General features: G+C 51.1%; 11 protein-coding genes. 2 read left to right on the forward strand and 9 right to left on the reverse strand.

What is annotated here, in order from left to right; translation table 11 throughout:
* Positions 1 to 115: 115 nt before the first annotated feature.
* Complete coding sequence (locus EIZ48_RS08085; RefSeq protein ID WP_160649958.1) at positions 116 to 634, forward strand: cysteine hydrolase family protein; 519 nt, start codon at positions 116 to 118, stop codon at positions 632 to 634.
* Between the two features lie 93 nt (positions 635 to 727).
* Here EIZ48_RS08085 and EIZ48_RS08090 read toward each other — a convergent pair whose 3' ends face one another.
* From EIZ48_RS08090 to EIZ48_RS08100, 3 genes are all read right to left on the reverse strand, one after another.
* Positions 728 to 1,738 carry a ParB/RepB/Spo0J family partition protein gene (locus EIZ48_RS08090; protein WP_160649960.1) on the reverse strand — a complete coding sequence of 337 codons (1,011 nt, stop codon included), beginning with the start codon at positions 1,736 to 1,738 and terminating at the stop codon, positions 728 to 730.
* 1,257 nt (positions 1,739 to 2,995) lie between these two features.
* A complete protein-coding gene (locus EIZ48_RS08095; RefSeq protein ID WP_160649962.1) occupies positions 2,996 to 6,145 on the reverse strand; it encodes an efflux RND transporter permease subunit in 3,150 nt (1,049 codons plus the stop codon).
* Positions 6,145 to 7,221 (reverse strand): efflux RND transporter periplasmic adaptor subunit, encoded by a 1,077-nt coding sequence (locus EIZ48_RS08100; protein ID WP_240152904.1) that lies wholly within the window; start codon positions 7,219 to 7,221, stop codon positions 6,145 to 6,147. Before EIZ48_RS08100 ends, EIZ48_RS08095 begins: the two co-directional genes overlap by 1 nt.
* A 225-nt stretch (positions 7,222 to 7,446) precedes the next feature.
* Here EIZ48_RS08100 and dhaR point away from each other — a divergent pair, with 225 nt between their 5' ends.
* Complete coding sequence (dhaR, locus tag EIZ48_RS08105; RefSeq protein ID WP_160649964.1) at positions 7,447 to 9,402, forward strand: dihydroxyacetone kinase operon transcriptional regulator DhaR; 1,956 nt, start codon at positions 7,447 to 7,449, stop codon at positions 9,400 to 9,402.
* A gap of 6 nt (positions 9,403 to 9,408) precedes the next feature.
* Here dhaR and ptsP read toward each other — a convergent pair whose 3' ends face one another.
* The 6 genes from ptsP to EIZ48_RS08135 all read right to left on the reverse strand — a co-directional run bounded on the left by ptsP (position 9,409) and on the right by EIZ48_RS08135 (position 18,781).
* Positions 9,409 to 11,913 carry a phosphoenolpyruvate--protein phosphotransferase gene (gene ptsP, locus EIZ48_RS08110; RefSeq protein WP_160649966.1) on the reverse strand — a complete coding sequence of 835 codons (2,505 nt, stop codon included), beginning with the start codon at positions 11,911 to 11,913 and terminating at the stop codon, positions 9,409 to 9,411.
* A gap of 57 nt (positions 11,914 to 11,970) precedes the next feature.
* Complete coding sequence (gene dhaL / locus EIZ48_RS08115; RefSeq protein ID WP_240152905.1) at positions 11,971 to 12,600, reverse strand: dihydroxyacetone kinase subunit DhaL; 630 nt, start codon at positions 12,598 to 12,600, stop codon at positions 11,971 to 11,973.
* A 14-nt stretch (positions 12,601 to 12,614) separates the two neighbouring features.
* Positions 12,615 to 13,682: a dihydroxyacetone kinase subunit DhaK gene (gene dhaK / locus EIZ48_RS08120; RefSeq protein WP_160649968.1), complete on the reverse strand. Its 1,068-nt coding sequence runs from the start codon at positions 13,680 to 13,682 to the stop codon at positions 12,615 to 12,617.
* 142 nt (positions 13,683 to 13,824) lie between these two features.
* A complete protein-coding gene (locus EIZ48_RS08125) occupies positions 13,825 to 14,091 on the reverse strand; it encodes a hypothetical protein (protein WP_160649970.1) in 267 nt (88 codons plus the stop codon).
* A gap of 98 nt (positions 14,092 to 14,189) precedes the next feature.
* The gene (locus EIZ48_RS08130; RefSeq protein WP_160649972.1) at positions 14,190 to 16,466 is read right to left on the reverse strand and encodes a patatin-like phospholipase family protein; all 2,277 of its coding nucleotides are present in this window, start codon (positions 16,464 to 16,466) and stop codon (positions 14,190 to 14,192) included.
* Positions 16,467 to 16,780: 314 nt separating this feature from the next.
* On the reverse strand, positions 16,781 to 18,781 hold the full coding sequence (locus EIZ48_RS08135) for a replication initiator protein RctB domain-containing protein (RefSeq protein ID WP_160649974.1): 2,001 nt from the start codon (positions 18,779 to 18,781) through the stop codon (positions 16,781 to 16,783).
* Positions 18,782 to 19,881 lie beyond the last annotated feature (1,100 nt).

Genomic DNA, 19,881 nt, shown 5'->3' on the forward strand with positions numbered 1-19,881 from the left:
TACCCCTTAATAAGTCAAATATGCCACTCATCATCTCAAACCGGTATTGTCATACTGTGCTCGGTTACTGCACAGCACAGCTGTGATTCACAACGAGCATTCACGGGAGCACACCATGACTCAGCACGCCGGCAAGGCCCTTATTATTATTGATCCACAGAACGATTATTTCCCGGAAGGTAAATATCCGCTATGGAACACAGAGTTAATACTGACAAATATCAAAAAAGCTATCGGGCGTGCCAGGCAACAGGATATAGCTGTTATTCTTGTCCAGCACATTGCCAACAGCGAGATCGGTATTGCGCCATTTTTTAACGAAGGCACCGAAGGCGCAGCAATCCACCCGGAAATAACGGCAGCCGCCCCAGCAGCCACCATTGTCACCAAATCCTTTGCCGATAGCTTCGAGCAGACCTGCCTGGAACATGTCTTAAAAGAGCAAGGTATTACAGAGCTATTGCTATGCGGAATGATGACTCAGAACTGTGTCACCCACACAGCCATTTCCAGACAGGCAGAGAAGTACACCGTCTCAGTACTGGCCGATTGCTGTACCACCGTCGACGAAATGATCCACAATATCGCCCTGAATGCGATGTCAACACGTGTCCGGCTTCTGACTATGGATTAACAAAACGGGAGTACATTAATATGGCCTCGGTGCTCACACTTGAAGATGTATAATTTTTATATGTTATGGGGTAAAAAAATTTACCCCATAAATCTAACTAAACAAATTCATTCCATGCCGGTTCAGCACATCGGTCAAGTCGTCGATGCAACCCTTCGAGGCATTTTTAATATCAATTTGAATACGGCCGGCCTTAACACTGGCTTTTACTAAAGAGCCATTTTCTAATTTTCTATACTTTTGTCCCGTGGTGTTATTATCATTTCCCACGGAGAACACCTCTATTAAAGCATTTACCACTAACGAATTTGCTGATTGCGCGCTGGACGATTCTGCAATTTCATTCTCAAGAAATCGAATTGCATTTTCGCAATCTTCCTTCTTCGCCCTCAGTTGAGATTGAGTTAATGGCCGTATCGACTTGTCTAATTTAGAAATTAAGTCTTTGCCTAAATCCGAAGGGCTCGGAATAATATTAATTAACCATGAAGGTAACGCCGCTGCCTTCAAGCCAATACTGACTGTCGCAACATTTATTCCATTCTCCTTTGCCAAGGCCGAGGCATTCTTATATTTTTTATTTTGTAATAACGTTTTCCACTCCATTCCACGCTCGATAAGCGACAGTGGCTTAAACAAATTCGTATCGTTTGAGAGCTGAGAAGCCGTTATGTGATCAATGGTTCCCTTGCAGACATACACTGAAAAGGGCTTCCCGGCCAAGTGGCAAGCCATCCTTCTCTGCGAGCCATCAATGATTTCTATCTTACCCTGAGGTCCCGCCTGGCCAATTGCAGGGTAAACCTGGCCTTTTTCTCGGATTTTTGCTGTAAGCTCCCTCACCGACAGCGCATTAACAAAGCGTTGATCTCGCTGGTTTTCCTCGGTAACAGTCGTTTTTGTTATCACCTCATCCGGTGCTATTTCTACCAATCTAAATTCAACTTTCTTGTTATTGATATTCAAATAAACAGTTGACAGCCGCGATTTAAGTATCTCGCTGGTGGTGCTTCTTGTCATACTTTCTGAAATATTTGTTTTTTCAACAGCTTTAACCTTCCTAATACCTTGTATTTCAGAAGGTTCTTGAGGCTTTTTTTCCATCACTGCATTCCTGGCTCAACTTATACAAAAAGAAACTCTAAGTTGTATATATGGATAATAACAATTGGCTCTCCTTGAGCTTGTTTGAACTTCAATATTATTACTGAGAGCGTAGCCATTAAGTGCTCAGCAAAGACGCTACTAAATTAAAATAGACACTATTATCTTATTGAAATACATAGTTATATTAATCAACACTCATATTATGATGCCGTAAAAACAGAGTACATTCTCACCAATAAAATACGATGATAAAGAAGTCTTTCGTATTATGTACATTTTTCTAAGTACACTACGATTTCATTGAAGGTTATAATTAAACCTTATGAAATGATTTTATACCGATATGGTATCACCTATCCAGATTAAATCGTTAAAATTAACAAACTAAAATGTATTACCTTATTTACATTCAAATTCTTTCTCGCATATTGCCTACCTTGTTGAAGAATACTAATAAAACCAGCCCTATATTCAGTTCAAACTAAAACCATATTGACTCACAATTGGACAGGCACTTTCCTGCTTGCACTGATAATTCACAGCCACAGAACCTCTCGCACCACAGTTCGCTCCTTTTCCGCTTTTATATGACTGTTTTAATCCTTTTTTTATAAATTGTCGTTAATATTTGGAACAAATATCACGTTTTGTGACCCAGACACATGCTCGCGGATGCATAATAGAAAATATTAAGTTGATGGAAAAAAGCATTATCGAAAAGCTAGAATCAAAATATTTTTCCAAGCAATCCTACCACTCACTTAGCGTCTTAGATTAAAGCAACTCACGACTATTATTGGGATGTAATAAGTAATGATTAAACATTAACAGCAGGTGAATGACGTGAAGATGTTCTGAGCTTACACAATTCAATAAACAAACAACCATTCCGTTTTATGGTGACGATACTTTATCAACCACACCAGGTAATACAGGACGAAGATCTTACCGGCCAACATTGCTAATTTGACCTTAACGCTCCCAAGCTTCATCTGGCTGGAGCGATAAGCTCAACTGTACATCTACTTGACTGTTTTATTTAGATAAAAATTGAGTATGACAAACATCTCATCATATCGACATCTGGCTGTCATATTCACTATCGATACTATATCCACACTTTGATTGGTACTAACCAGAACTGAAGGCGATGGATAGTAAAATGCATAGTTTAAACATTGTTCCAAACAAGAACCCAGAGACAGCTCAGCAAAGCAGCGCTCAACAACAGCCGATGGGGTTTAGTGAATTTAATCACTGTATTGATATTCTATTATCGGGCTTACCCAGTTTTTTAAACTCAACAGTATTATCTTCAGCCAGTTGTTGCTCCAGCTCACGTGCCACAAACTCTGGACTGCTGGTATGCCGCGCCAGCAAACTATAGACAACGGGGATCACCAACAAGGTAAAAAAGGTCGCAACCAGTATCCCGGTCAATACCACAATACCAATCACCAATCGCGTTTCCGCTCCCGCTCCAGAGGCCAGGATCAAGGGAACAGCGCCGGCAGCCGTAGTGATCGCAGTCATCATAATCGGCCTTAGCCGAGCCGCAGAGGCCTCCACAATAGCCTGTTCAAACTTCATCCCCTGATCGCGCAGCTGATTGGCAAACTCAACAATCAAGATGCCGTTTTTCGCCGCCAGCCCGACCAGCATAATGATTCCGATCTGGGAATAGATGTTCAGGCTTTGATCGGTGAAATATAACCCCAGCAAAGCCCCGAATGTAGCCAGTGGCACCGTCAGCATGATCACCAACGGGTGAATATAGCTTTCAAACTGTGCCGCCAGCACCAGAAAAACCACCACCAGCGCCAGAGCAAACACAAACAGTACCGAGGTACTGGAATCCTGATAATCCTGCGACGCACCTTTGTAGTTTACAACCGCATCAGCTGGCAGGTATTGCCGGACAAGCTCATTGAGATATGCCAGCCCTTCTCCGAGGGTATAGCCTTCTGTCAGGTTGGCCTCAATGGTGATCGCTCTTACCCGGTTATAACGGTTAAGCTGGGGGGCACTGGCAAATTCCGTCACGGTGATCAGACTGGAGAGCGGGATCAGCTCATCGCTGCGATCAGAGCGCACATACAAATTACTGAGATCCGCCGCCGTATTTTGTCTTTCGCGCTGCCCCTCAATCACTACGTCATATTCTTCGCCACGCCACTTGTAGGTTGTCACCAGCCGCGAGCCAAGCATCGACTCCAGCGTCTGGCCAATTTCTCGCAGCGACACCCCGAGATCACCGGCCCGGTCACGATCTATCAGGATCCGCAACTGGGGCTTGGTTTCCTTGTAATCGTGATCCACACCGGTCAGCCGCGGATTGACGGCGACTTCATCGAGCAAGATATCCCGCCACTGAGCCAACTCTTCATAGCTGCCGCCCCCCAATACAAACTGCACCGGTTTGCCGACCCCTCGCCCGAACGGCTGTCGCATCACCGGAAAGGCCCGAACGCCGGCCAAATCAGACAGACGACGGCGAATATCACCGATAATAGCGGAGGCCGTGCGCCGCTTGGCCCAGTCTTCAAGTACAACAATGGCAAAGCCGTTGGAAAAATCCTCAATCCGTCCCCACCCTCTCGGGGCACGTACCAGCAGGCGCTTGATTTCGCCGGCTGCCACCAGAGGCATTAACCGGTGTTCAATTTCATTCATGTACGGCTGCATGAACTCATAGCTCGCCCCCTGCGGGCCGTTGATGATGATAAACATTGCTCCCCGATCTTCCCTCGGGGCAAACTCCGACGGGATCCGGCTCGCCAGCCAGCCACTGCCCGCCAAGGCCAGCACCATGACTCCGGCAATCAGATAGGGACGCTTGAGCCAGCTATCTAGCACCTGGCGATAAAAGGCCGTGACCGACAGCAAAATACGGCCAACCTTCCTCACCAGCCAAGGCTCATGCTCGACCTTTCGCATGATCTTGGACCCCATCATCGGGCTTAGCGTCAGGGCAACCAGCGACGACAAAATTACGGCGGTACTGATGGCTATCGAGAACTCGCGAAACAGCTTGCCCAGATCGCCTTCCAAAAAGCCCACCGGCAAAAACACCGATACCAAGACAGCCGTTGTCGCAATAATCGCAAAACTTACCTGACGGGCACCCAGAAATGCGGCTTTAAGCGGTGGTTCTCCCAGCTCGATCCGACGGTGAATATTCTCCAGCATCACAATCGCATCATCGACGACGATGCCGATAGCCAAAATCAGTGCCAGCAAGGTCAAAAGATTGATGGTAAAACCCAATGCATACAGCACGATAAAGCTACCGATCAATGACACCGGCAAAGTCAGCGCGGGGATCAGCATCGCACGGACGCTGCCGAGGAAGAGGTAAATCACCAATACCACCAGCAACAGGGCAATAAACAGGGTTTTATAGACTTCGTCTATCGAGGCCTGGATAAATACCGACGAATCATAGGATCGCTTGATCTCCATCCCCTCGGGCAGGGTAGGATTGAGCCTGTCGACCAGTTCATTGACAGCCTTGGCCACCTGCAGGGTATTCGCGGTCGATTGCCGGTTTATCCCCAGTCCGATCATGTCCTGGGTGTTACCGCGAAAGGTGATACGCTCCTCTTCGGCGGCCAGATCGACCCGCGCGACGTCACCGAGACGGATCAGGTAACCATCAGACCCGGCCCCTACCACCAACTTGGCAAAGTCTTCCGGCGCCACGAAACTGCGCTGGGTACGGATAGAAAACTGCCGGCTCTGCGATTCAAGGGAACCGGCCGGCAGCTCGACATTATCGGCTCTCAGGGCATCTTCGATATCTGCCACGGTCAAGCCTCTGGCCGCCAGCTTCTGCCGGTCGAGCCAGATCCGCAAGGCATATTCCTTGCCGCCGCCAATCCGGATATTGGCCACGCCGTCGATCACCGAAAAGCGATCGACAAGGTAGCGCCGGGCGTAGTCGGTCAGCTCCAGGGTTCCCATCCGGTCGGAAACAAGGTTCAGCCACATGATCACTTCCGAGCTCCCCGCCGCTTTTTGTACTTCCGGCGGCTCGGCCTCTTCCGGCAGATTGTTCAGGATCCCTGAAATCCTATCCCGGACGTCATTGGCCGCCGCATCGATATCGCGACCAATTCCAAACTCCAGGGTGACCGTCGAGCGACCGTCGCGGCTTTGCGAGCTGATATTTCGGATCCCTTCCAGGCCGGAGATCCTGTCTTCCACCAGCTGGGTAATACTGGTTTCGACAATCGCTGCCGACGCCCCGCGATAATTGGTCGACACGGTAACGATAGGCGGGTCGATATTGGGGTACTCGCGCAGCGGCAGCTTGTCATAGGCCACAAGGCCGAAAGTGATCAGCAACAGGCTGATCACCGAGCCAAACACCGGCCGTTTGACCGATATATCCGTCAGCAACATCAGCCCGCCTCCTGGTAGCTAAACCGCTCGCTGGTGCGGATTTCGACAACCTGGCCCGGTCTCACCCGCTGGATGCCCCGGGTGATAATTTGCTCGCCCTCTGCCACTCCCCCGAGAATCTCGGCTTCCCCCCGGCTGCGAAAGCCGATATCAACCTGGCGCTGTTCAACGACATTGTCACTGTTGACGACAAACACATAGTTATGACGCTGACGGGGTACCAAGGCCTCTTCCGGCACCACCAGCCCCAGTCTCTTCTCGACAATCAGACTCAGGGTCATGAGCATTCCGGGGCGGAGCATTAAATCAGGGTTGTTAATTTCGGCCCGCACGACAATCGCCCGCGTCAGCGGGTTAACCCGGCTGTCGATGCCCGTTACGCGACCGGCAAACTGGCGCTTGGGAAACGCAGCAACCTGTCCCTCAATGTCCGATCCCAGCCGCAGTTGACCGATAAACTGCTCCGGAACCGTAAAATCAAGCTTCACCTTGGCCAGATCATCGAGTGTCGTGATCGCCGTTCCGGGTGTTAACAGCGCTCCGGGGCTGATCTGGCGAAATCCCAGCACCCCGGCAAACGGGGCCTGAATAAATCGGGCATCCAGCTCAGCCTGATTCTGCGCCAGCACCGCGCGGGCGATCTCGATATCGGTATAGAGCTTATCCAGCTCGGAGCTGGCAATCGTATTGCTCCTGACCAGCCCTTCAATCCGTTTATACTCGCGCTGCTGCTCTTTCAGGTTGGCCTTGGCAGCACGCACCTTGGCCTTCTGCTCCCCCGATCTCAGGGTGATCAGCAAATCACCGGCACTCACCAGTTGACCGTCACGAAAGTGAACCTGCTCAACTTTCTCGGTAACCTTTGCCGACAGGACCACCGACTCACGGGACTTTATCGTCCCCAGCGCCTCGACTTCGCGCCGGACACTCTGGCGGCTCACCACCGCCACCACAACACTCGGCGTACCGCCACCTCGCGATGCCAAAGGCCCCTGGCTGCGTCCCTGTTCCTTATACCAAACCCCGGCCATCAGGCCGGCCAGCAATATCATGCCGATGATCAATGTTATTTTCATGGTCCCTGCCTGAAAAAAGGAGTACCTGCGCCACCGTACCCCCAGCCTGATTGGTGGTTGTTTTTTAAGTATAGTGCGGTGATAACTAACTGATATCACTAAACAGGAAACAGACGAACACCCGTTTTTCCGCCCTTGAATCCATCGTTTTCCAATCCGGGCATCATTCTTTTGCCGAGCATAACGCTACAATGCAGACACAATGAATCAGTCGCTATATTTTCTATGCACCCTCGCCAAGCATTGACCAAGGCCATTTGGCACGCATTTGTCTCACAGCCGTCTGTCGAGGCCAGCCTTCCCGATATTGATCCGCATTTACAGCAGGTCTGGGCACGATGCCGCCGCCAGCAACGCCATGATCACTGGCCAAGGCCTCACCGTGCCAAGGGGGTCACCTTCGATTCGATTCTGAAAAGCAAAGCAGCTTTGATGAATGTTGCCGTACCGGCGATAGAAGATATTTACGAATACCTGGAAAACGACAGCTGCGCCTTGCTGATCTGCGACGAAACCGGCTGTACCCTCTACAGCTGTGCGACTGACGATATGCAGCATAAACTCCATGAGCTCGGGATTCAGGAGGGCAGTTACTGGCGGGAAGGTATTATCGGCAACAACGCGGTCTCCAGTGCCAGGCACCTTGCCAAGGCTACTCAGACCATCGGCTATGAACATTTCAAGCAGGCACTGCACGACTTTGCCGTCTATGCCGCCCCGGTGTTTGACGGTAACGGCTCGGCGCAGGGCTGTATTGCCCTGGTGTTGCCGGCCGAGAAAGCAAGTGTGTCTGCTCTGGGTCTGATCCACTCTGCCGCCCGCGACATTGCCAGCCAGATGCGCGCCGACAATATGCTGACGGAGTCAAACCAGCACCTGTCCGAGGTACATGTCCTGCTGGAAGGTGTGGCAGAAGGTGTGCTGGCCTGGTACCCCAACGGAAAAATCCATTACCTGAACCGCAAGGGACGCGAGTTGCTGGGACTGGGTGCCGGGGAGTCAGGCAGGGATATCAGCACCGTGATGACACTGCCGCAGAGCATCCAGCAGGCCATCAGGCGCGGCAAAGGGGTTGATATGGTTGAAACCACCATCGAGTGCAAGGGCAAGCTGATCCCCCTGGTGGTATCGCTCAAAATTGTCAAAAATGATCAGAATGAAACCCACTGCTACATTGCCCTGCTCTACCCGCTCAAACATATTCGAGATCTGATCCATCATCACGCCGGCAACCGCGCAAGGCTGACATTCGACGATATCGTCGGAATATCTGACGCCATGCAACGGACAATACGCCAGGCTCGCCATGCGGCCAGAGGGCGCGGCCCCGTTCTGCTTCACGGCGAGGACGGGCTGGGGAAAAGCCATCTTGCCCAGGCCATTCACAACGCCAGCGACAGGCAGGATCAGCCATTTATCGCCATCAACTGTCAGGCTATCCCCAAGGAGCTGATGGCCACGGAGTTTTTGGGCGCCATACAGGAAGGAGACAGTGCCGCGGCATCGAAATTCGAACTGGCCCACGGCGGTACCCTGTTTCTCGATCAGGTGGAATGCCTGTCTGCCGAGGTACAGGCCGCCCTGCTTCACTTGCTAAAGACCGGTCTGCTCAACCGGATGAACGGCAATATTGTGTCGGTCGACGTCCGTATTATTGCCTCGTCGACCATCGATCTCGCCCAGGCTGTCACGGAAAAACATTTCCGCGCCCAATTACTCCTGGAACTCCAGACGTTTGATATTCCGGTCCCGCCACTCAGAGAACGTCGGGAAGATGTGGCGGCGCTGGTGGAAAGAAACCTCATGCTTCTCACGGCCGAGAAAAAACACCCTTTACATGCCGGTCCGGACGCCATGTCGTATCTGGAAAACTACCGCTGGCCCGGTAACCACCGTGAACTTCGCAATGTTATCGAACGAGCCGCCAACTTTGCCCAAGGCACGCTCATTGAGGCCGGCGATCTGCCCGACAGCATCCTGCTAGCAACGGTACAAGCCACCGACAATGCGCAGCCGCAATCTTCCAATAATCTGGCAGATGCAGAGCGAAATACGATTATCCGCTCTGCCATCCTCTGCCGTGGGACGATCAGCAAGATGTGCGACGACCTTCAGATCAGCAGAACCACGCTATGGCGCAAGCTAAAGCACTACGGCCTCGAGATGAATGATTACAAGTAACAATCGTTACAGCAATGCCATGACTTGTTTCAAGGTAGAGGCACCGAGCACCTCTTGTGCCTGCATCCTGGCCGATTTGCTCTCTGTCGCCCTGACTGCCTGCTTGACCGCCGCAATCCGGATCGGGCTCATACTCAGCTCATTTACCCCCATGCCGAGCAACACCTCAGTCAGCTTGGGATCGCCAGCCATCTCGCCACAGATCCCGACAGAGATCCCCGCCTCGTGGGCGGCCTGAGCCGTCTGCTCAATCATGCGCAATACCGCTGGCTGAGCGGCTGAAACCAGATAGGAGACCCTGTCGTTGCCCCTGTCCGCCGCCATCACATACTGGGTAAGATCATTGGTGCCGATACTGAAAAAGCTCACTTCCTCAGCCAGCTGCCTGGCATTGGCCACCGCCGCCGGTACCTCGATCATAATACCGATTTTCGGCATCACAGCCGGGATCCCGCTATGCTGTAAGGCCTCGTAACAGCTATTGAGCAGATACTTGGCTTGGTTCAGCTCCTCCATCGTTGCCACCATGGGGAACATGACCTGCAGGTTGGAACACTTGGCCCGGGCCCGCAACAAAGCATTGAGCTGCAACCTGAACACATCGACATTCTGCAGACACAAGCGCAAACCGCGGCATCCGAGGAACGGGTTTTCCTCTTCCCCCTGCTGCAGGTAAGTCAGTGGCTTGTCGCCCCCAATATCCAGGGTGCGAATAATAACGGGCTTATCGCCCAACGCCTGTGCTATCTGGCAGTAGGTCTCAAACTGACTCTGCTCTGAAGGCGGCTGCTCGCTGTCCATAAACAGGAACTCGCTGCGCACCAGTCCGACGCCTTCGGCACCGAGGGCCAACGCCTGCCCGGCATCTTCCAGACTGCTCAGGTTGGCATTGATCTCTACCGCCCTGCCATCCAGCGTACATGCCTTTTCCATCGCCTTCATCCGGGCCTGTTCGCCCTGGCTATCGAATTCATCCTGTTCTCGGCGCGCTTTTTCGAGCCGTTGTGCCGTCGGGGTCAGCCACACCTCGCCACTACTGCCACGGACAACAGCGGTCTGCCCTTCCTGACTTTGCGTTGTTATCCCGGATAGCCCAACAACAGCCGGAATACCGAGTGAACGCGCCAGGATAGCCGAGTGCGAGGTACTGCCCCCCTGCTCGAGAATGATACCTTTCACCATTGCCGGATCCAGCCGGGCGGTATCTGACGGGGACAAATCAGTCGCCACCAAAATCACCGGCTCGGTAAGCTCTATCGGCTGCTCACCCTCGCCGGTCAGTAGCCCCATCACCCGGCACCCTACGTCATAGACATCATTGGCTCGCGCCTGCATATAGTCACTGGAGGAATCTTTATAGGCCTGCGCGGTTTTCTCGATAAGCTGTGACCAGGCAATTTCCACATTAACCGCTTCTTTGAGCCGCTGCCGGATCGTGTCCACCAGCTCGGGATCGGTCAAAATCTGGCTATGAGCGGTAAAAATATCACTCTCCGACTGTGAGCCTTTCTGTGCCGTCTGCTCGGCAAGCTCTGCCAAGGTCTGCAGGGCTGCACCACTGGCTTCAGAAAACAGCGCCCACTCACGCCCGTAACCGAGATAATCACGCTCACGGGCTTTGGGCATGGTTGCCTTGTAGTGCCAGACAGGCGCTATCGCGATCCCCTCGGAGGCTCCGATCGCATTGAGGCGGCCGTCCTGGTGTCGGCTTACTTGCGCTTTGCGTGTTTGCACCGGCAACACCGCTGTCTGGTGATCCGTTTTTTCAATCGACTCGTTAAAATGGTTTTGCGCCAGTGACGAAAAAGCCTGCAGCGCCTGTTGAGCCTCATTGCCGCTGGCAACGCATGTCAGGCTGTCACCTTGCTCTACGCCCAACAGCGCAATACTGTTGATACTCCTGGCACTGACACGCTTACCGTGGCATTCAAGCCAAATCTGAGCATCATAGGAGCTAACGGCACCGACAATGGCTGAAGCCGGTCTGGCATGGATACCATGGGGGTTTTTAACCTGCCACTCGAAAGCCATCTCTTCTTCGGCTGTAGACAAAGCTGGCAGCTCGTCGTTCTGCAAACCGGCCTTACCGGGAAGATGGGCGTTCTGCTCCAGCAGGGTGTATTTCGCCACCAACGCATTGTGCGCTTCACCGCTCACCTCTTCCAGAGACATCCCGGCAGCGGCAGCCACACAGGCAGACATACAGCCTTCTATCAACGGCGCCGCACAGACATGGACATTGGCCGCTTGCTCGCTATCAATAAGCTCCAGGGCGGTGTCGGTGCTTAGGATCGCACTGCCCATATCCACCAATACCAATACACCTTGTGGTGTATAAACCTCTTCGATAGCCATCATCACCGCAATCGCATCAGTGCCGATTGGGTTATCTGGGTCGTCCACCCCTGCCGCGACGGCGATCTTGACCTTGCCCTGACTCATCTGGGAAGCCAGAGCATGGACGCCTTTGGCCAAGTCCGGGCTGTGGGAAACAATTACAATACTGACCATAATCTAACCTTAACTGAGGTGGCCTGATGCCACCTCGAACCGCAAAAAAAACGCGACTTATTGCGCAGCGGCACTGCGCAGTGCCGAGAAGAGCAAATAGGTGGACGTCGCTCCCGGATCCTGGTGTCCGATCGAACGCTCGCCCAAGTAACTTGCCCGCCCTTTTTTCGCCTGCAGCGGGATCGTGCCCTTCATCGCCTTTTCCGCTTCGGCCACCGCCCTGTCGAGAGCATCAATGAAGCTGGTCTCCTGCTCCTGGTTCAGGCTCTCAAGAATACCGTGCCAGGTATCGACCATGGTCTTGTCACCGATTTCGGCCTTGCCGCGCTGGACAATCCCGTCGACCCCGTTCTGGAGCATCTGGGTCAGCTCAGCCAGGTTCAGCTCCTCCTTGGCCATAACGCTGGTGGCACTACGGATAAAAAAGGTGCCATATAGCGGACCGCTGGCACCGCCGATGCTCGACAGCAGTGTCATGCCCGTTGTTTTCATAATGGTACCGATATCCTTGTCGGCGACACCGGGTAGCTTCTCCTGCACTTTCTGGAAGCCACGGTTCATATTAAGGCCATGATCCGCATCGCCGATTTCCCGGTCGAGATCAGTCAAAAAATCTTGCTGTTCCTTGAAGATCTCAGCGGCCAGATCGAGCCACCGGACAACCTGTTGTTTGCTTATTGTCATCATGTTCATCTCCACGCTTAGCAGCCCCAGCGCATCGCTGGTGTATTGACCGGCATGTCGTACAGCGAAAGCATCTCGTCATCGACTTTCAGCAACGTAATCGATAGGCCCTGCATATCCAGCGAGGTACAATAGCTACCGATCAGACTGCGTTCGATAGTAATATTCAGCGGCTCGAGGATTTCCGCCACCTTGCGGTACACCATATACAGCTCGGACTGGGGGGTCGCTCCCAGATTGTTGACTAACACAATCACCCGGTCACCGGCCTCCAGCGATTCAGTTACCCAGGACTCGTCCTGCCATTCGCCACTGTCATTGTTCCAGCGACGCACGGTACGCTCATAGGGCTGGTTATCCAGGATCTCACTCATCATATCGCCGGTGATGGTATCGCCGTCGGTAAATGCCCGTCGCTCGATGCCCGGCTCGCCGTGGATCCCGACCCCAAATTCGATTTCCTTTTCATCCAGCTCGAAACTGGGTTTCCCTGCAGCCGGTACAGTACAGGCCGACAGCGCAACACCCAGAGAACGACCACGGTTGGCAATCTTCTTCGCCAGCACGCTGATTCTATCCAGATCGTAGCCTTCCTCGGCAGCCGCCCCGAGGATCTTCTCGGCCAGTACTGTTGTCGCCACACCGCGGCGTCCGGCGGTATACAAGCTGTCTTTCACTGCTACATCGTCATCAATCAGGGTAGCCTGTACCTTGGTCCCCTCGGCATGAAGCAACTCGACCGCAGTTTCAAAATTCAGTACATCGCCGGTATAGTTTTTGACCAGAAACAATACTCCTTCGCCGGCATCGACTTTCTGACCGCACTCATACATCTGATCCGGTGTCGGCGAGGTAAACATTTCTCCCGGACAGGCACCATCCAACATTCCTTTGCCGACAAAACCACCGTGCATCGGCTCGTGGCCGCTTCCCCCGCCAGATACCAGGGCAACCTTGGCTGACTTGCGCTCGCCGCGGACGATATACATAGGATCCAGGCTCACCTCGAGTTCAGGATGAGCTTTGGCAACACCTTGCAGTTGCTCCTTAACCACGTTATCGACTTGGTTAATCATCTTTTTCATCGTTCTATCCTTATTATTCTGGCGGGGTAATGTTGAATCTGATGGTATGTCAGCCACAGAGGAGATGTTACTTAGCCCCATTTGTTTCAACCTGAAACACTGCTTTCCATCGTGTCGTTTCATTATGAAACATTACTAATATTCAATATGTTGAACCTTGAACTTCATCATGTTTTTCAACAGGAGACTGAACGATGATAACGTCGCAATAAGCAGATTTGAGGAAAGTATTCAGCAGACTGATTTGTGAATTTGCAGGCGGGTTCACAAACAATCGACATCTCGCCACAGGGGCAACAGAAAAGCAAAAAAAAAAGCGAGCCGGTGTAGGCTCGCAAAAACTCATATATTGCTTTTCGAAAGGGTGGGTTGATGAAAAAGTCCCGACATCCATGCCGGGAAACTTCATCTCTATCTTCGAAAGGGACAAAGGTTATATCAAGGTCTATTTTGCCCGGTTAACCTGGTTTAATGTCAGTAAATTGTCAAAATATCCATTTAATTTAATTAATTAAACGAGCTTCCCACCGATAGGTAGATGGAGTTCTCACCCGCTTCGGCCTGGCCGTAACCCAGGTACAGCGGTCCCACCAGCGAGTCGACAGCAAGATAGACACTCGCCGCCCCGATACTGCTCTCCCAGCTAATATCACTGCTGTCATCCCACACCCCCCCGCGCTCGATTGAGCCGCCAATATACACCGGTGCAGAAAATGCGCCGAAATCATTATCCAGCAGGCGATAGCGGTAGTTGAACGCACCAAACAGGCGATAGCGACCGTTAAGCTCATAGCGATGGAAACCAGACAGGTTAAACAACCCGCCGAGATCCTGAACGTAAATCGGAATAAGCTCATCGGACTCCGAGCCGCCGGCCTTGAAGGTTGCCACCAGGGTATGACGCTGGTAGTTAAAGGGCTTAACCATCAAGGCATCATAGTAGATATTTTCCCCGTCAATAGACGGCTCGTTATTGAGCGTACTGCGGCTAAATCCGAGGCCTACGTCCGCTTCGAGCAAGAAACCCTCGGTCGGGAAGTAGAAGTTATTCAGGTCGTCATAGACAAACGACAGGTAGGGGCCGTGGGCGGTATAGTCCTGCTTGTCATTGTCGCCATTTATCTCTTTAGCCTCACCGCTGATCCCGTTATAGCCCAATGCAATCGCGCTCCATGGGCGTATATTCCAGCCAATTTCTGCAAAGCCTGTAACTTGCAGATACTCGGCATCAATCACGGTCAGATCCTCGCGCCCAATCAGACGTCGCTGCTCCTCCGACAGATTAAACTCACGGTTCTCACGATTCCAGCCAAGTCCGAATGACGTGAAATGTTTTTTCTGATAATCAAGAGGGAAATATAATTCGGTACTAATCTTCTTCCAGCTCCCGAGCAACCAGTCAAACTGCCACTCGCCGCCCTTATCGGTTAAATCGGTGTAGATGTACTGGGCACCAAAGGCGAAATCCGACCGGTTGGCAAAGTCATCTTCGAAGGAAAACTTGAAATTCAAGTAGCCCGGTCCCCATGATTTCTCGCTCACATTGACGACCAGGACGTTTTCATCATCCTGTTGTTTAATCTGATAGGTGATCCGGGCAAAGATGTCCTGAGCATTGAGTCTGTTCACAGCCAACTCGAGTTCATCGTTGGAGATCACCCGACCGACGTCTAAGTCCAACAGGGCAATTAACGCCTGATCCGAGCGTAAGGTATGATTCTCAATCTCGATCCTGTCGATATAATAAGCCGTACTGGCGCTGACCTGACTGCGGCGATCATACTTACGTTTCTCGTAGGCCCGGTAATCCTCCGGCGAGAGCTGATAGCGACGCAGCTTGGGCAAAGCCTCTAGGGCAACTTTTCTTCCTGCGATATAAGCCTGCTCCATCTTGTCAAAATCCGGGGCGAGCATAAAGGAAACCTCGGGCTCAAGGTATACGTCATCCGGCTTCATCAGCGACTTTTGCTGATCCGCACTGCTGTTGGTCATGAAAGTCGTCAGCTGGGCAATGATATTCAGTGCACTGTCGAGCTGTCCTTCCTCAAACAGGGCATCGCGCAAATCAACGGCAATGATCGCATCGGCACCAAGCTGCTGGGCCGCATCTACCGGCATGTTGTTAACCACGCCGCCATCAACCAGCAGGTGGTTCTGCCAGATAACCGGCTTCAGGGCACCCGGCACAGTCATTGACGCCTGCATCGCTGCGGCCAGGTGACCACTATCGATCATCACCGGTTTGACTTTTGCAATATCGGTCGCAACTGCCCGGTAGGGTATGGCCAGATCATCGAAGCTGGCCAATTCCGGCAGATTATCAGTCAGGGTACGCAGCAGTACTGCCATCCCCTGCCCCTGAAACGCGCCGGGCCTGGCCTGGAACTCACCGTCAAGACTTAAGCCGATATCGGCATAAATCTGGTAATCATCACTCTGCTTTTTTCTTCTGAGGATCAAATCGTTGCGGCTGGCACGGTCTTCGTAACCACGAAGCCAGTCGGCGGCAAGGGTGCGGTTTTTTATCTCTTCGGCAGACAAACCCATCGCGTACATACCGCCGACATAGGCACCCATACTGGTACCGGTGATCACGTCGACCGGGATGCGGTTTTCTTCGAGCACAGCCAGTACCCCGATATGGGCCGCCCCTTTCGCCCCGCCCCCGCTGAGTACCAGTCCGACCTTCTCCCTCTCGCTGGGGGCAGAAGCTTGAACGGGCATACAAAGTAACGTCAGGCAAATGAGCCCCAACCCACTGCAGATCCTTCTCGTCAATGACATGATGAGCCCTTTTTTAATAACTAAATAAATTGTTACAAGGTTAAAGCTACCCTCACAGTATGATATTCGCAACGGTCAAAAATCTGCTTTGTTAACACTGTCTTATTACATATAACGTATAATTGGCAGGATCAAAAAAGCCGGAAAAGCAAATTGCCTTTCCGGCTCTCAAATCAGCACCTGAAGTAGGCGGTTGCCCTCTAACAGAGCGAATTAGCGTCTGCCATAATAGGCACTTCGCGCCTGTACAGTTACCACGCGAGTCGGTCAATAAATTTACAGTGTAAATGTTATAAAGGCTCTATCGAAGGAAATTAAACCCCTCTTGCCATATCATCCAGCGCCTTGATGACCTGCTCATTGATATGACCTTCCTGCACAAGCTTACAAACCTTACGTCGTACGGCAAGACCGGAAATCAGCTTTTCGATAGAAAGATGATTTTCTTCCTGCTGACTGTTGTACAGCTCAATGGTCTTACTGAGGGTCTCGTAGGTAATGGCTTCCTGACCCACCCGAAGCCAATCGAGCTTCTCTAGCAAGCTGTGGCACTCCTCAGTGATTGAGGCTGCAGAGTGTCCCGTCATAGCAGATAAAGCCGTTATACTGCGTTGTAGAGCCTCTGGGGAAGTATATTTGGATAGGGTAATGGTCAACTCATCCGCATTGATCTCAACCAAGTGCTTCCTCAGCTTCACTCTGCGGCCCAAACGGCCCTTGGTCCGTCCCTCTTTGCGCTGGATCGGCTCGAACTCACCGTCGATGATCTCGGAAAGCTGATCAAGCTCCTGCTTGGGCATAATTTCATTGCGCAGCGGGTTTGGCATCGTCGGCGCCATCGAGCGCTTGCCTTCATTGGTGGTTTTGGCCCGTGAATAACGGATCACCTCATCGGCATCGCACTTAATGTCAATCTGATAATCGCAGTAGCGCTTGTCCTGATCCTCCGGGGTGATCGTCAGGTGATAACCCCACAGATTGACGGCAAAGATATCATCGGTGATCTTACCTTCGGCCAGTTTGCGTAGCTCGCGGATCAGATCCGACGAGAAACGGCGCCATTCAATATTACGAGCCAGTTTCTGATTGAGCTCGCTAAGCAGCATCGAGTCGTTGACCCGACGGGACATACGGCTCCGGAAAAAAGTATAGAGCTGGAAAACCAACGTATGCTGACGCAGGATCTCCGGCGGAAAGAGGAAAAAGTAATCACGGGTAAGCAACTCATCGAAAAACGAAGGTTCCCAGACCAGGATATACAGATTGGGCTTGATTCGGATCTCGCCGTCATCACCTTCCTGCGGTGCTTCTTCCGAAGCCGTGATCGTTCTGGCCAGAAAGCGGAAACGATCACTCTTGAAGCCTTCAGGCATGTTCTCGCTAAGCCAGCGACCGGTAAGTTCATGCAACTGGAAATCGGTAAATTCAATCCTATCAATACTCTCTCGGATCGAATCACGGGCCGGTCCGCTGTCTTTCTTGCCACGAAGAGCCAGAATATCCGTAATATAAATCGGGGTCTTGTTGCCCATATGGCGGGACTGGATCTCATAGTCAGGCAAATGATGATCGTGATACTGCACTGTCAACGTAAACAGGGCAAACAAGGTCATCAGATCATCAACCGTCATGATCGATTTTGAGGATCGTGTCTCGATGATCGCCTTGGTGCCGCTGATCGCAACCATCGATTTCTGATAACTCTTTTTGGTTCTTGGCGGTGCCAGTGCCTGATCAATGATCCCGGCCCAGCTGGTTGGCGAAACTACAATTTGATCAGCTTCATCAGGCATGGTTGGGGGGGTTCCCAAGCCATATTCGTTTAACAGCCGTCGGTTTACATGATTTTGCGCCAACGCCTTGGAGCGTTTCTGTTTCTCCTGAGCCTTGCTCTGCTCTGAGTTCAGGCTACCTGTACCAAGCTGAGATATCAGCAAAGCCGGATTCAAAAAGTGGTGCAGCATGGTTTTTCCGGCCAGGCCTTCTTCAAAACGTACGGGTTGCTGGCTGAATAAACCAATATTGACCGCTGCCCGCAGGCGCTGTTGAATGGCTGCTCGAGTTAGCTGTCCTTCAGTCGCTTCTACCAGCTCAGTAGTTGAAACCATACCGTCCTGGCTCGACAGGCCGCGAAGAGAAATTAAGTTAAGCAGTTCAATAATACTTTTCGTCACACCTTTGAAGTGCTGGTACTGAGGTAACCAGTCTACAAGGGCTGAAGGTATTGCGAACAGATGGCCATCTTTGTGGGATCGTGGCGCTAGGATCAAAATCTTTTCGACGGTTTTATTATCGTTGTTACCAGGGGCTTTCATTTGTCATTAGCCGTAGAAGCATCATCTTTCCGGAAAGATTAATAGAAAAAGATCAAGAAATAAAGCTCTTTTTATTGAATCAGTTAAATACTGATCTTTTTGTTTAATGTGATCTTATTGATATTATGATCTTATGATCCGGCGGAAAATAAACGTGTAAGTATTTGATTAAATAAAGATTTAAAAAATGCTAATACGGAAAGATGATCAACATAGTGCCGGAACGCTGATCATAACTTATCAGAAACGATGATCATAGAGCCTCAGGAAGGATGATCATCAGTCGAGCGTAACAATGATCATCACGATGTTGAAACGATGATCATGATATTAAAACAGGTTATCCACAGGTTTATTCAGTGTAGATCCTCTCCGGCGGTACAATTTCACTTTTTCAGCGAAAGATTGGCCCGGAAAAATGATCATAGCAGTGTACGTTCAAAGTTGGATCCTACTGCTATGTTGGTGACTGGTGCTTAATTAACCAAAATTCAAATTGCACTCACCGTAATTTAGAGCTCAATCTTCATGTGTCCGTGTTCGGATCGATGATCAAGCCGTTGGCTCTGTATTTCAACTTATTGTCTAAACATAGTCTCCCTGTCGAGTATTGCCTGATTTTGGGCCGGAAAGGCGGTTTCAGGCCTGTTGCAATCTGCATTCACCGTAAATTAGCGTTAAATGTTCATGCTTCCGGAAGCTCCTGTTTGCCGGCAAGCAGGTTGATCTTCATCTTGATCATTTTTCCGTTGCTCTCGTTGTGATCAGAGTGTGTGAGATGAACGCTTTTACATTGATTATTACCTTGATCATCGTTTCAGAACGGGCCCATTTGACTGGAAGAATGATCAAGTTGCATTGGCGGATTGTTGTTCAGTTCCAGGGACTAAGCCGTTTTTATCGTTTTCAGCCTGATTTTGTTTATTTTAGATTTTTCATACTGAAATTTGGCTACTGTATGTTGTGATAAAGCGATAGCAGAGATTGAAATGACACTGGCCGTAAATTGAGCAGATAATTTCACGCTTCCGGAGAAAATAGCCCTGATCTACAATTTACATTGTAAAATAGTGACGCTGTAACACTTTTGTGAGGTTGTT

This window comes from Photobacterium alginatilyticum (assembly GCF_009910675.1).
In the GTDB taxonomy this organism is placed as follows: Bacteria; Pseudomonadota; Gammaproteobacteria; order Enterobacterales; family Vibrionaceae; genus Photobacterium; species Photobacterium alginatilyticum.